12 protein-coding genes are annotated in these 13,699 nt (G+C 30.7%); 10 read left to right on the plus strand and 2 right to left on the minus strand.

Going from position 1 to position 13,699, the window contains the following annotated elements:
- Positions 1-8 precede the first annotated feature (8 nt).
- From ahbC to CC87_RS05790, 7 genes are read left to right on the plus strand one after another with little or no spacing between them, the layout of a single operon-like run.
- Complete coding sequence (ahbC, locus tag CC87_RS05760) at positions 9-1,193, plus strand: 12,18-didecarboxysiroheme deacetylase (protein ID WP_038057125.1); 1,185 nt, start codon at positions 9-11, stop codon at positions 1,191-1,193.
- 15 nt (positions 1,194-1,208) lie between these two features.
- Entirely contained in the window at positions 1,209-1,799 is a 591-nt protein-coding gene (locus CC87_RS05765) for an IMP cyclohydrolase (protein ID WP_038057127.1), read from the plus strand.
- Positions 1,800-1,813: 14 nt separating this feature from the next.
- The gene (locus tag CC87_RS05770) at positions 1,814-2,488 is read left to right on the plus strand and encodes a type I 3-dehydroquinate dehydratase (RefSeq protein WP_169740270.1); all 675 of its coding nucleotides are present in this window, start codon (positions 1,814-1,816) and stop codon (positions 2,486-2,488) included.
- A 13-nt stretch (positions 2,489-2,501) separates the two neighbouring features.
- Positions 2,502-3,335, plus strand: a complete 834-nt coding sequence (locus CC87_RS05775; protein ID WP_038057130.1) for a shikimate dehydrogenase — start codon at positions 2,502-2,504, stop codon at positions 3,333-3,335.
- The gene (gene aroA / locus CC87_RS05780; RefSeq protein WP_038057132.1) at positions 3,332-4,612 is read left to right on the plus strand and encodes a 3-phosphoshikimate 1-carboxyvinyltransferase; all 1,281 of its coding nucleotides are present in this window, start codon (positions 3,332-3,334) and stop codon (positions 4,610-4,612) included. The genes CC87_RS05775 and aroA overlap by 4 nt, the downstream gene beginning before the upstream one ends.
- On the plus strand, positions 4,605-5,132 hold the full coding sequence (gene aroL, locus CC87_RS05785; RefSeq protein ID WP_038057135.1) for a shikimate kinase AroL: 528 nt from the start codon (positions 4,605-4,607) through the stop codon (positions 5,130-5,132). The genes aroA and aroL overlap by 8 nt, the downstream gene beginning before the upstream one ends.
- Positions 5,122-5,766: an MBL fold metallo-hydrolase gene (locus CC87_RS05790; RefSeq protein WP_038057137.1), complete on the plus strand. Its 645-nt coding sequence runs from the start codon at positions 5,122-5,124 to the stop codon at positions 5,764-5,766. The genes aroL and CC87_RS05790 overlap by 11 nt, the downstream gene beginning before the upstream one ends.
- Here the strand turns inward: CC87_RS05790 and CC87_RS05795 are convergent.
- Together CC87_RS05795 and CC87_RS05800 are read right to left on the minus strand one after the other, a co-directional pair.
- Positions 5,763-7,070 carry a nucleotide sugar dehydrogenase gene (locus CC87_RS05795; RefSeq protein WP_038057293.1) on the minus strand — a complete coding sequence of 436 codons (1,308 nt, stop codon included), beginning with the start codon at positions 7,068-7,070 and terminating at the stop codon, positions 5,763-5,765. The two genes, CC87_RS05790 and CC87_RS05795, sit on opposite strands and share 4 nt — an antisense overlap.
- 29 nt (positions 7,071-7,099) lie before the next feature.
- Positions 7,100-8,377: a D-alanyl-D-alanine carboxypeptidase family protein gene (locus CC87_RS05800; protein WP_038057139.1), complete on the minus strand. Its 1,278-nt coding sequence runs from the start codon at positions 8,375-8,377 to the stop codon at positions 7,100-7,102.
- A 209-nt stretch (positions 8,378-8,586) separates the two neighbouring features.
- Between CC87_RS05800 and polX the strand changes: the two genes are divergently transcribed.
- The 3 genes from polX to CC87_RS05815 are packed head-to-tail and all read left to right on the plus strand — an operon-like array spanning position 8,587 to position 13,689.
- Positions 8,587-10,323, plus strand: coding sequence for a DNA polymerase/3'-5' exonuclease PolX (gene polX / locus CC87_RS05805; RefSeq protein WP_038057141.1), 1,737 nt, complete (start codon positions 8,587-8,589; stop codon positions 10,321-10,323).
- Positions 10,324-10,325: 2 nt separating this feature from the next.
- A complete protein-coding gene (locus tag CC87_RS05810; protein WP_038057143.1) occupies positions 10,326-12,632 on the plus strand; it encodes an AAA family ATPase in 2,307 nt (768 codons plus the stop codon).
- Position 12,633: 1 nt separating this feature from the next.
- Positions 12,634-13,689 carry a YeeE/YedE thiosulfate transporter family protein gene (locus CC87_RS05815; RefSeq protein WP_038057146.1) on the plus strand — a complete coding sequence of 352 codons (1,056 nt, stop codon included), beginning with the start codon at positions 12,634-12,636 and terminating at the stop codon, positions 13,687-13,689.
- The last annotated feature ends 10 nt before the right edge of the window (positions 13,690-13,699 follow it).

Genomic DNA, 13,699 nt, shown 5'->3' on the forward strand with positions numbered 1-13,699 from the left:
ATTCTTAAATGATAGGAATTTCTAAGTTATATTGTGGAACTATAGAAGCTTCGGATCCCTTGAGATATGGGAGAAAATCTAAAAATCTTCCATCTCATCTTTTGCAGTTTTCTGCAGATAAAAAGCCTGTAGTGGTATGGAATGTTACCAAAGCTTGCAATTTAAGATGTATTCACTGTTATGCAAAAGCAGATCCCAATCCAGCTCCTGATGAACTCACTACAGAAGAGGGTTTTAGACTTTTGGAAGATTTAGCTCAATTTGGTTGTCCTGTGGTTCTTTTTTCTGGTGGAGAACCTTTGGTTAGACCCGATATTTTAGATCTTATTAAAAAAGCTACCTCTCTTGGTATGAGAGCAGTTCTTTCTACTAATGGTGTCCTTATAGACGAAAATTTAGCTAAGGAATTAAAAAAATTGGGGCTTTCTTATGTGGGAATAAGTCTTGATGGGGGAAGAGAGGTTCATGATAGGTTTAGAGGGGTAAAAGGTGCTTTTGATAAAGTTATCTCTGCTATAGAGGCTTGTAAAAAAGAAAGTTTAAAAGTAGGACTTAGGTTTACTATAAACAAGCTTAATGCTCAGGAAATTCCCAAAATTTTTGATCTTGTTGAGGAGATGGAAATCCCTCGTATATGTTTTTATCATTTAGTTTATGCAGGAAGAGGAACTAAATTGGTAGAAATGGATCTGTCCCATGAAGAAACTCGTTATTGGGTAGATTATATTATAGATAGAACAAAAGAAATACATGATAAAGGTTTAAAAGTGGAAGTTCTTACTGTGGACAATCACGCTGATGGACCGTATCTTTATTTAAGAATGAAAAGAGAAGGCAATCCCAGAGCAGAAGAGGTCTATGAGCTTCTTAAGATGAATGGAGGAAATAATAGTGGAGTTGGAATAGGCTGTGTTTCTTGGAATGGAGATGTTCATGCTGATCAATTCTGGCGTCATTATTCCTTTGGAAATGTAAGAGAAAGGCCTTTTAGTGAAATTTGGATGGACACTTCTGATCCATTAATGGCTAAACTTAAAGAAAAGAAAAAGCATGTGAAAGGTAGATGTGCTAAGTGCAGATTTTTAGAAGTTTGTGCAGGTAATTTCAGAGTTAGAGCCGAAGCTGTAACAGGAGACGTTTGGGCTCCTGATCCTGCCTGTTATTTAACAGATGAAGAAATAGGAATAGCTTAAAAAAAGGAGGGAAACATGAGCAAAATTGGAAGGGCTTTGATAAGTGTTACTGATAAAACTGGAATCGTTGAATTTGCTAAAGAACTTCAGAATTTAGGAATTGAAATTGTTTCTACAGGTGGAACAGCAAGAGTTTTAAGAGAAGGGGGAGTAAAAGTAATTGATGTTTCAGAATTGACAGGATTTCCAGAAATTTTAGAAGGAAGAGTAAAAACTCTTCATCCTAAAATTCATGGTGGTATCCTTTTTAAGAGAGATAAAGAAGATCATGTAGAAACTATCAAAAAGCATGAGATAAAGCCTATAGATTTAATAGTTGTTAATCTTTATGCCTTTGCCAAAGTGGTAGAAAAAGGAGCTGATCTTGATACTGCTATAGAAAATATTGATATAGGAGGTCCTACTTTAATCAGGGCTTCTGCTAAAAATTTTAAATATGTTACAGTAGTAGTAGATCCATCAGATTATTCTAAGGTTCTTGAAGAAATCAAACAATATGGGAATACTACTTTACAAACCAGATTTGAATTAGCTAAAAAGGTTTTTAAGCTTACCAGTGAATATGATAAAATGATTTATGATTATCTTTCTAAAATCCAGCTTTGATGTTTTGCCTAACTGTGGCAGAAAAAAATTATGATAAAATCTTTGAGAAGATAAAAAAAGGCTCTCAGTATACAGATTTTTTTGAATTAAGAATAGATTATTTAGAAAAGCCAGAATTTTCAAAAGTTAGAGAAATTTTAAAACTACCTTATAAATTTCTTTTTACTTTTCGTAGTAAAAAAGAAGGAGGAGCTAAAAGAGTTTCAGAAAAGACACAATTAGAATGGATTTTATGGGCTTTAGAAGAAAAATTCCATTTAGTAGATATAGAATGGCAATTATTGAAGAAATATTATAAAAAATTGAATATAACTCCTTATTATTACAACAAAATTTTGGTTTCTTATCACAATTTTCACAAAACTCCTTCTGATAAATATTTAAATAATCTTCTTAAAGAGATGTATAAAAAAGGTGTTAAAAGAGCTAAAATTGTATGTATATGCCAAGTTTTTCAGGATTCTTTAAGATTGTTAAACCTTGTTTCCAGAGCTAAGGAATTTGGTATAGAATTAATAAGCTTTGGAATGGAGACACAGGGAAAACTTAGCAGAATTTTATGTTTATTAGCGGGTTCTCCTTTTACTTATGTGGTTTTAACAAAGGAAGAAGCAGTAGCTCCTGGACAGCTTGATATTGTTACTGCTAAAAATACTTATTTCTTTTTAAAAAATTTCTTAAACTCTTAGGAGAAGTTTAAAAATGTATGATGTTTATGGGATTATAGGAAATCCTGTGAGTCATTCTTTATCTCCTATTATGCATAATGTTGCTTTTAAAGAGCTTGGAATAAAAGCAGTTTATGGAGCTTTTTTGGTGAAAGAAGAAAATTTGAAAAAAGCTGTAGAAGGTATAAGGGCATTAAATATAAAAGGACTTTCCATTACCATACCTCATAAAGAAAGTATTATGAAGTTCTTAGATGAGATAGATAGAGTAGCTTTAGAAATAGGAGCTGTAAATACTATTGTAAATGAAAATGGATACTTAAAAGGATATAATACAGATTGGATAGGGGTTTTAAAAGCTTTTACAAAAAATGAAGTAGAAATAAAAGATAAAAAGGTTGTTATTATTGGAGCTGGAGGTGCTTCCAAAGCAGTGGTTTATGCAATAAAAGCAGGAGGGGCTAAGGAAATAGAGGTTTATAATAGGACTTTTGAAAAAGCAAAAACCTTAGAGAAAAATTTTGGAATTATGGCTAAACCTTGGAACGAATTAAAAAATGCCTCTGGAGATATTATAATTCAGACAACCTCTGTAGGTTTAAAAAGCTGGAAAAGTCCTGTAGAAGAGGAGGTTCTTTCAAGATTTAAAATAGCTATGGATATAGTATATATACCTTTAAAAACCAAATTTTTAAGTTTAGCAGAAAAGTATGCCAAAGTTATAGATGGATTACAGATGCTTCTTTATCAAGGAGTTGAACAATTTAGACTATGGACAGGTATTGAACCACCTGTAAAACTTATGGAGGAAGCTATATATAAAGAAGTCAAAAAGATGGAAAAGGAGATTAAAAAGGAGATGAAATGAATTATAAAGAAATTAAGGCTCTAAAATTTTTCAAAAAAGCAATTTTTAAACTACCAAGTTCTAAAAGTTTGACCCAAAGGGCCTTAATTTGTGCTTCTCTTGCAGATGGAACTTCAGAAGTTATAAATCCTTTAATAAGTGAAGATACTCTTCTTTTAAAGCAGGCTCTTCAAGAAACAGGTGTAGAAATTAAAGAAAAAAATGAAAAATGGATTATAAAAGGGATTTTTCCACCTTTATTGCAAGAAAAAAAGATTTATTTAGGAAATAATGGCACAGGTTCTCGTTTTTTTTTAGCCTTTTCTACCCTGGGAAAGGGTTCTTATATAGAAATTTATGGAAAATCAAGACTACATGAAAGACCAGTAGCTCCTTTAATTCAGGCTTTAAGAGAATTATCAGCACAAATAGAGTGTTTAGAAAAAGAAGGATATTTTCCTGTAAAAGTAAAAGAATCAGGACTTATTTCAAAGAAATTAAATATTTTAGGAAATATAAGCAGTCAATTTGTTTCAGCTTTAATTCTTATAGCACCTTATTTACCTGAGGGTTTAGAGTTGAAAATAGAAAAAGAGCTCATTTCCAAAAGTTATGTGAATATGACATTAAATGTAATGAAAGCCTTTGGTATAGAAGTTGTTACAGATAAAGATCTAAAACATTTTAAAGTCCCGGCAGGATCGTATAATGCTACTAATTATGAAATAGAAGCTGATGCCTCCAGTGCATCTTATTTTTTAGCTCTTCCCTTAATACTTGGAAAAGGAGAAATAATTGTAGAAAATTATAATGCTAATTCCAAACAAGGAGATGTAAAATTTTTAGAGTATATAAAAAAAATGGAGGCAGAAATAGAAGTGTTAAGCCCCGTAGGAGTAAAAGTAAAATTTGAAGGGATACCCAAAGGAGCAGAGATAGATCTTGGAGATACTCCAGACCTTTTTCCGACCATGTGTGTTTTGGGAGCAGTTGCAGAAGGAAAAACGATTCTCAAAGGTGCTCCTCATCTGCGTTATAAAGAGACAGATCGTATTAAAGCTATGGTCACAGAACTAAGAAAACTTGGTGTAAAGGCAGAAGAATTGCCAGATGGAGCTATAATTGAAGGGACTCAAAATTTCAACTCAGCTTTTATTAATACCTATGATGATCATCGCATTGCAATGTCTTTTGCTATTTTAGGTTTAAAAATAGGAAATTTAAAGATAGAAAATCCTGAATGTGTAGTTAAATCATTTCCAGACTTTTGGAATTACATAGAGAGACTTTATGAATAAAATAATACTTATTGGTTTTAGATGCTCTGGTAAGACTACTATCGGAAAAAAACTTGCAGAAGCTTTAAATTGGGAGTTTCTGGATTTAGATATAGAAATTCAAAAAAAAATTGGAAAAACTATAAAAAAGATGGTAGAAGAATTTGGTTGGCAATTTTTTAGGGATTTAGAAAAAAAAGAAATGCAAAGTCTCGTAAATATTAAAAACACAGTTGTAGCTTTGGGAGGAGGAGCAGTTTTACATGAAGAGGAGATGAAGCGATTAAAAGAAAAAGGAATAATAATCTGGTTGTATGCACCTTTTGAAACCATTTTAAAAAGGATTAAAGAAGATAAAAAAACAGAGTTCCAAAGACCAGCTTTAACTGAAAAATCCTTAGAAGAAGAGATCAAAACAATTCTAAAAGAAAGAGAGCCTCTTTACAAAAATTTTTCTCATATAAAAATAGATACAAGCAAAGAACCTGCAGAAAAAATAATAGAAAAAATTATAAAAGAGGTAAGTAGTTATGAAAATTGAAAGACTGGTGGTAGGGCCTTTAGAGGTTTGTTGTTATATAGTTTATTGTCCTGAAACTAAGGAAGGGGTGATTATTGATCCAGGTGAGGCTGATCTAAGAATTGTCAAAAAGGTAAAAGAATTGGATCTTAAAATAACAGCTATTTTAGGAACTCATGCTCATGCTGATCATGTGTTAGGAGTAGATTATTTAAGAAAAGAACTAAAAGCTCCTTATTTAGTGCATAGAATTGATGAGGAATTTTTCCAGGATCCACAAAACTTTGCACCTTTTAGAAACTGGGGTTTTCCACCCAATCCAAAAGCTGATGAAGTTTTTGAAGATGGAGACATTATTAAATTTGGCAAGGAATATTTAAAGGTTATTCACACTCCTGGACATTCTCCGGGATCTTCTTGTTTTTATAATGAAGAACATAAAACTCTTTTCACAGGAGATACTCTATTTGTAGAAGCAGTTGGAAGAGCAGATTTACCAGGGGGAAATTATTTTCAAATGATAGAGTCTATCCAGAATAAACTTTTAGTTTTACCAGATAATACCAAAATTTTTCCCGGACATGATTATGGCTCAAAACCTGTTTCTACTATAGGTGAAGAAAAAATTAATAATCCCTTTTTACAAGAGTTTTAAATTCTGCCAATTCCCGAATAGCTAAATCCAAGTTTTTTAACAATAGACGGTTCATAAATATTTCTCATATCTATTAAAACAGGATTTTTCATAACTTTTTTAATCTGAGAAAGATCAAGGAAACGGAATTCATTCCATTCTGTTAGAATAACCAAGGCATCAGCTTCTTTAGCACAGTCCATAGCAGTAGAAGCATATTCAATTTTTAGATTACCAGCAGCTTTTTTAAATTCTTCCATAGCAACAGGATCATAAACTTTAATTTTGGCTTTTTTCTTGATAAGAACAGGTATAATTACCAAGGCAGGGCTTTCTCTAACATCACTGGTATTTGGTTTAAAGGATAGCCCCAATATACCAATAGTTTTTCCTGATAAATCTCCAAGAAAGTTCTCTAATTTTTTCACAACCTTTAATTTTTGCTTTTCATTAACCTCTATAACAGCTTCTAAGATTTTAAAAGGAGAGCTTACCATTCTTCCCTGATGAATAAGAGCTTTTACATCTTTTGGAAAGCAGGAACCACCAAAACCAGGACCAGGATTTAAAAATTTAGATCCTATTCTTGGATCCAAGCCCATTCCTTTTGCTACTACAGTAGCATCAGCACCTACCTTTTCACAGAAATTGGCTATCTCATTAATAAAAGTTATTTTGGTAGCTAAGAAGGCATTAGAAGCATATTTAATTAATTCTGCAGTTTCTAAGTTAGTTATAATAAATGGAGTTTCTGCTAAATAAAGAGGGCGATAAATATCCTTAATAATAGCTATAGCATAGGCACTTTCTCCTCCTATAATAACTCTATCAGGATGCATGAAGTCCTCTACAGCAGATCCTTCTCTTAAAAATTCTGGATTTGAGATGATATCTATAGATACATCAGATTTTTTATTAGCGTCTATAAGGCTTTTAATCCAACGATTAGTTCCTACAGGAACAGTGCTTTTGGTAACAATTACTTTATAATCATCTATCACTTCTGCTAAAGACAAAGCTACCTCTTTAATCTGAGAAAGATCTGCAGAACCATCAGGATTAGGTGGGGTTCCTACACAAATAAATATTACTAAGGAATTTTTTACAGCTTCTTCTAATTTATTGGTAAAAAAAAGTCTTCCTGCTTTAATATTTTTTTTGACAAGTTCTTCTAAACCAGGTTCATAAAAAGGAACAATTCCTTTTTTAAGTTTCTCAATTTTATTTTTATCTATATCTACACATACAACCTTCATTCCAAAATCTGCTAATCCTGCACCAGATACCAAACCTACATAACCTGTACCTATTACTGCAATATGCATAGCTATTTCTCCTTCTGTATTCATTTAGATTAAGAAGATTCTTTTTTAATATACTTTTTGGCTAAAGGAAGAGTTTTAGATTTTTTTTTGTAAGTTTTATGTCTATGTTTTGAATAACGCTTTTTATAATAATGTCTTCTATATCTTTTGTAATAATGTCTTCTATGTTTTGAATAATGCCTTTTATGTTTATAATAACGTCTTTTATAATGACGCTTTTTGTGTTTATATTTTTTATACTTTGAATAATAGCGTCTTTTTTTGTAATAATGACGATGCCTTTTATAATAATATCTTCTATGTTTTGAATAATGCCTTCTATGTCTATAATAACGATGCCTATAATGACGGTGTCTTCTATATTTATGTCTATAGTAACGTCTTTTTGGAAAAGCAAATTCTTTTATATTTTTACTTGCTAAGATTTCAGTATTTACTACTGTATTAATAAAAACAGGAGTTGTTTTCCCTGCTAATACAAGTTCAGAAAAATTAATCAATTTTTTTGTATTTTTCCATAAAAAATCTCTTTTTGGTGCTCCTAAAATAGAAGTGATAATTAATCTATTTTTTATTCTTGCTGCATTCACTAAGCAATGCTTAGAAGCTCTGGTAAAACCAGTTTTTCCTCCTATTATTTCATTTTTCAATTTAGGATCTTCTAAAAGATGATTGGTATTTTTGATTACTAAAGTACGTCCCCGTTTAGAAGTGATAACTTTTACAGGGGTGTTGATAATTTCCTTAATAAGAGGATATTTGAGAGCTTCATACAAAATAAGTGCTAATTCATAAGAGGTAGTATACTGATCAGGAGCAGGAAGACCAGAAGCAGAGGAAAAATGGGATTCTTTAAATCCTAAACTTCTAATTTTTTGATTCATCAAAACTGTAAAATTATCTTCAGATCCTGCTACTGCTTCTGCTAAAGCAACAGCAGCCTGATTAGAAGATTTCATAAGCATAAGATAAAGAAGATCTTTTACAGTATAAACTTCTCCTTTATAAAGTCTGGGAGATCCACTGGGAGTATTGGCAGCATTTTTAGAAATTTTGACCTTTTTATCAAGTGGTAGATGATCCAAAACTACCATAGCAGTAACAAGCTTCGTTGTACTTGCTGGAGGAATTTTTAAATGAGGATTTTTAGCAAAAAGAATTTTTCCTGTGTTCCCATCTATAGCTACTGCAGAAAGCGCATTTATTTCTTCTAAATCTGAAATGTTTTGCAAAGCTTGAACTGAAGGAATATGAGAAAAAAGAAAGAAAAAAAAGAAAAGAAATATATATATATATTTAACTTTCACTTTCACCTCCTTTAAATTTTCAAAAATTAAAACTTTATGAAAAACTTTCAAAGAAATTAACATAAAAATTTCAAAAAGTCAAATAATTAAAATTAATAGAACTTTAAAAAATAAAAATAAGGCTTAAAATTTTAAATTAAAAGAAAGATAATCAAAAATAACAAAAAGTAATTCTTTATTTTTTAGTAAATTTTGAAAAATAAAATATTATGAAAAATAAAGAAGTAGCTGAAATTTTTAATAAAGTAGCAGCGCTTTTAGAAATAAAAGGAGATAATCCTTATAGAATAAGGGCTTATCAAAGAGCAGCTCAAGTAATAGAAGCTCTCACTACTGATGTAGAAGAACTGGCTAAACAGGGAAAGTTGGAAAGGCTTCCTGGTATAGGTCCTGATTTAGCAAGTAAGATAAAAGAAATTTTAAGAACAGGAACTTTATCTCTTTATGAAGAATTAAAAAAAGAAATTCCTCCTGTTTTGCTTACTTTTTTAGAAATTCCTGGTTTAGGTCCTAAAAAAGTAAAAGCTATTTATGAAAAATTTGGCATTACCTCTATAGAAGAGTTAGAAAAAGCATGTAAAGAGCATAAAATTGCAAAACTCCCGGGGTTTGGATGGAAAACAGAAGAAAATATTCTTAAAGGGATAAAACTTTTTAGGGAAAAAATAGGAAGAAGGCCCTTAGGAGAAATTCTACCTTTGGCAGAAAAAATTACAGAGATTTTAAAAAAGGAAAGCCCTGTAGAAAATATATCCATTGCAGGAAGTATTAGAAGACGTAGAGAAACAGTAAAAGATATAGATGTGCTTATTACTTCTACTGAGCCTGAAAAAGTAATGAAAAAAGTTGTTGAATTGCCTTTAGTAGAAGAAATTATTGCCTTTGGAGAAACCAAAACTAGTGTAAGAGTAAAAGCAGGACAGTCTACTATCCAAATGGATATAAGAGTAGTAGAGCCTGACTCTTGGGGAGCAGCTTTAGCTTATTTCACAGGATCAAAGGCTCATAATATTAGAGTTAGAGAACTCGCTTTAGAAAAAGGTTTAAAAATTAATGAATATGGAGTTTTTAAAGGAGAAACTAAAATAGCTGGAAAAACAGAAAAAGAGGTTTATGCCTCTATAGGTCTTCCTTTTATTCCACCAGAATTGAGAGAAGATAGAGGAGAAATAGAAGCAGCTTTACAAGGAAAATTGCCTAAATTGGTAGAATATAATGAGATTATAGGAGATGGACATGTTCATTCTAAATATAGTGATGGAACTGCAAGTTTAGAGGAGATTATGGAAAAAGCAGAAAAATTAGGTCTTTCTTGGGTAGCGGTTTGTGATCATTCCCAGAGTTTAAAAGTAGCAGGTGGAGTTCCTGTAGAAGACCTTTTTAAAAAGAAAAGACGGATAGAAGAACTTAATAAACGCTCTTCCAAAGTAAAGCTCATTTTCGGAGCAGAAGTAGATATTCTTTCTGATGGAACCTTAGATTATCCAGATGAGGTTTTAAAGGAAATAGATTTTGTCATAGCAGCTATTCATACAGGCTTTCAGCAAAGTGAAGAGCAAATTACTAATAGAATTATATCAGCTTTAAAACATCCCTTAGTGCATGCCGTAGCTCATCCAACAGGTAGAGTAATAGGAGAAAGGGACCCTTATGCTGTTAATCTCTCTAAAATTTTGGAAGTAGCAGCACAATACGGGAAGGCTTTAGAAATAAATGCCTATTATAAAAGGCTTGATCTTAATGATGTAAATGCCAGAGCAGCTAAAGAAAAGGGTATTCCTTTAATAATAGGAACAGATGCCCATTTCATAGATCAAATGGAATATATACACTTAGGAACAGCAGTAGCACGTAGAGCCTGGTGCGAAAAGAAAGATATTTTAAACACTTTGAGTTATGAGGAATTCATGAACTGGCTAAAAAAACTTAGAGCTAACTCCAGATAGCCTTGCAGTATTTAGAAATAAATGATATTTTAACTCATAACTTAAAAGGTTTTAATTTAAAAATTCCTTTAAACACTCTTGTCATTATTACAGGCCCTTCGGGTTCTGGAAAAAGTTCCTTAGCTATAAATACTATTGCAGAAGAAGGGAAAAATCGGTTTTTACAGGCTTTGAATTATTCTAAAGAATTTTTAATAACTTCTTCATATCAGGCAAAATTTTTAACTTCTATACCACCTGTAATATCTTTGACTCAAGGATTAAAAAATTGGTTCCCTTATAAAACAGCAGGAGATTTTTTTTTAATTTCCAGATTTTTAGAAACCCTGTTTATGGAGAAAGGAGAATATTATTGCCCTAAATGTAATAGCTATAACAGAGTTTCTTCTATAAATGAAGTAATAAAATGGTTTCAAGAATTAAAAAATGGCACCAGATTTTATTTCCTTTTGCCCTTGCCTGAAAAGTCTCCCAAAGCTTTAGAATATCTTATTTCCCAAGGATATACTAAATATTTGATAGATAATAAAGAAGTAGATTTATCTGAAGAAAACTTACCCTTATTTTTTAATAAAATTTTTCTTGTGTTGGATAGGATGATCAAAGAAGACAAAGAAACTGATAGATTTATAGAAAATTTGAGACTCAGTTTAGCTTTAAATAAAGGCAGAGTGGTGTTAAAACTCAAATCAGGAGAAGAACATGTTTTTAATCTTAGACCTGTTTGTTTAAACTGTGGGAGCAATCTTTGCATCATTTGGAAAAAATGCGAGGCTTGCAAAGGCTATGGATATAAAGAAAAGATCCCTTGCAAAGTTTGTCGTGGATTAAAATTAGATCCGGTCATTTTAAAAAGTAAAATCTTAGGGAAAACTGTAGAAGATTGGTTAAATAGTTCTGTAGAAGAGTTCTATAATTTTTTAAAAAAATCAGAAATTTTAAAAGAGCATAAAGTATGGACAGAAGTTATTTTATCTAAATTAGAAAAAGCTATATTTTTAGAGCTAAATTATTTAAAACTTTCTACACCTGTATTTAAACTTTCTACAGGGGAGAAAAAACTTTTAGAGCTTATTCAAATTTTCAGTTCAGATTTAAGAAATTGTCTTTATATTTTAGATGAACCCTCTCTCGGATTAGATCTTGGTAAAAAAGAAAAATTAATCAAACTTTTAAAAGAGATTATAAATAAACAAAGTTCTGTTATTTTAATAGAACATGATCCTTATTTAATAAAAGAAGCAGATTATATCATAGAACTTGGACCTAAAGGAGGAGAAAAAGGAGGGTATTTGATAAAAGCCTGTTTTAAAGATGAATATTTTAAAAATGATGATTCTTTAACTTTAAAATATTTTAAAGGTAAAAAAAATTTATGTAAATTTTGGCAAAAAAAGGAAGAAATTTTAGATATAAATTGTGATAACTATAATATAAGTATTTTAAAAAAAGGATTTAATATAATTTATGGAAAAGTAGGAAGTGGAAAGGCTTTAATTTTTAATACCTTGGTTGAGGAGCTTAAAAAAAGAAAAGAAAAGGTTGTAATAAGTGAAACAGAGCTTTTCAAAAAAAGAAATGACTGGATTATAACTTATTTAGGGATATGGGATGAATTAAGAAAAATTTTTATTAAAACACCTTTAGCTCGCATGAAGGGTTTAACTTCTAAACACTTCAGTTTTACTTCTAAAGAGGGGGTTTGTCCTGGATGTAAAGGAAAAGGAAAAAAGACCTATGAAAGTAATGGTATAAAGATAGAGTTTTTATGTGAAGACTGCTTAGGTAAAAGATTAAATTCAGAGGTATTAAATCTGGAATATAAAGGCTTTAAAATTTCTGAATTGCTGGATTTTACTGTAGAGGAAGCTTTATCTATATTTGCTAATATATTAAAAATAAAAGAAAAATTAATACATGTTAATAATTTGGGACTTGGTTATCTTAAATTCAGTCAAGAAATAAGTGAACTTTCTGGTGGTGAAAAAGTTAGATTATCCTTAGTTAAAAAACTTTATTCAGAAAAAGATTTTAAATATGTTTTTTTAGAATATCCTTTTCAAGGTTTACATTTAGAGGATATAAAAAATTTTTTAAATTGGATGAGAATTTTACTTGAAAAAGATATAACTTTCGTTATTTTAGAAACCAATCCTTTAGCTATACTTTTAGCAGATTTTATAATAGAGGTGGAGAATCAAAAAATTAAATATACAGGTTTTAAAGAAGATTGGGTAAAACTTTTAAAAGATAAACCAGAACTTAAAGTTTTTGAGTTTTATAAAAATTTTATAAAAAAGGAGGTGTAAGATGGATCCTCGTTTGGGGGGTGTTTTAATAGGGATTTTAGTAGTGATTTTGGAATATCTTTTTTATCCCTGGGGTACTGCCCAAGAAATTAAACTCTGGGGAGAGGAATTTTTAAATTTAGTGGGTCTCCATTTAAATCTTGCTCATTCTTTTAATTATAATTTAGCTTTAATTTTAGGAGCCTTTTTTTCAGCAAGTTTTTTTAAAGAATTTGCTTTAAAAATTCCCTCTAAAATAGAATTTTATAAAGCTATTTTAGCAGGAATTTTAATGGGATTGGGAGCTTCTTTGGCTTTAGGAGATAATATTACAGCTTTTTTTACTTCCTTTGCTAATCTCTCTGCGAGTTCTTTGTTAATGCTTTTAGGTCTTGTCATAGGGATTTATATAGGAGTTCAGTATCAGGTTTGGGAACTTGATAAATATCCATCCTTGGGTGGCAAGCAGGTTCGTTTTCCTAAATTTAATCTATTTTTTGCTTTTTTAGGCTTGTTAGGGTTGATTTTTCTTATAAAAGAGAACTGGATTTTAGCTATTTTAGCAGTTATGGGAATTGTTTTACAAAAAAGCCGCTGGTGCATGCTAAATGCTTTTAAAGAACCTTTTTTTTCTGAAAAAACTCAAATGTCCCAGGCTGTAATTATAGCACTTTTAATAGCCACTACTGGAATAGGAATTTTAAAAATGCAAGGTTTAATAAAAAATCCTTATCTTTATGTTTTTCCTGCTTTTGGATGGACTGCTGTAGCAGGAGGTATCCTTTTTGGAATAGGAATGATGTTAGCAGGCTCCTGTAGTGCAAGTTTGTTATGGAAATTTGGAGAAGGAGATATTAAAGCCTTTATCACCCTTTTGTTTTTTTCTATTACTTATGCTTTAAATTCGTTTTTAATAGAAAAATTTGGAGACACACTATTTAAAGGAGAAAAAGTTTATTTGCCAGATTATTTAACTTATTATGGTGCTTTTGGAATTTTAGTCTTAATCCTTGTTATCTGGTATGGTATTGTGTTTTGGAATAGCAAAACTAAAAAATTGATAAAGAGATATTTTTAATAGAAATTTA

It is taken from the genome of Thermodesulfobacterium hydrogeniphilum (genome assembly GCF_000746255.1).
GTDB classification, from domain to species: domain Bacteria; phylum Desulfobacterota; class Thermodesulfobacteria; order Thermodesulfobacteriales; family Thermodesulfobacteriaceae; genus Thermodesulfobacterium; species Thermodesulfobacterium hydrogeniphilum.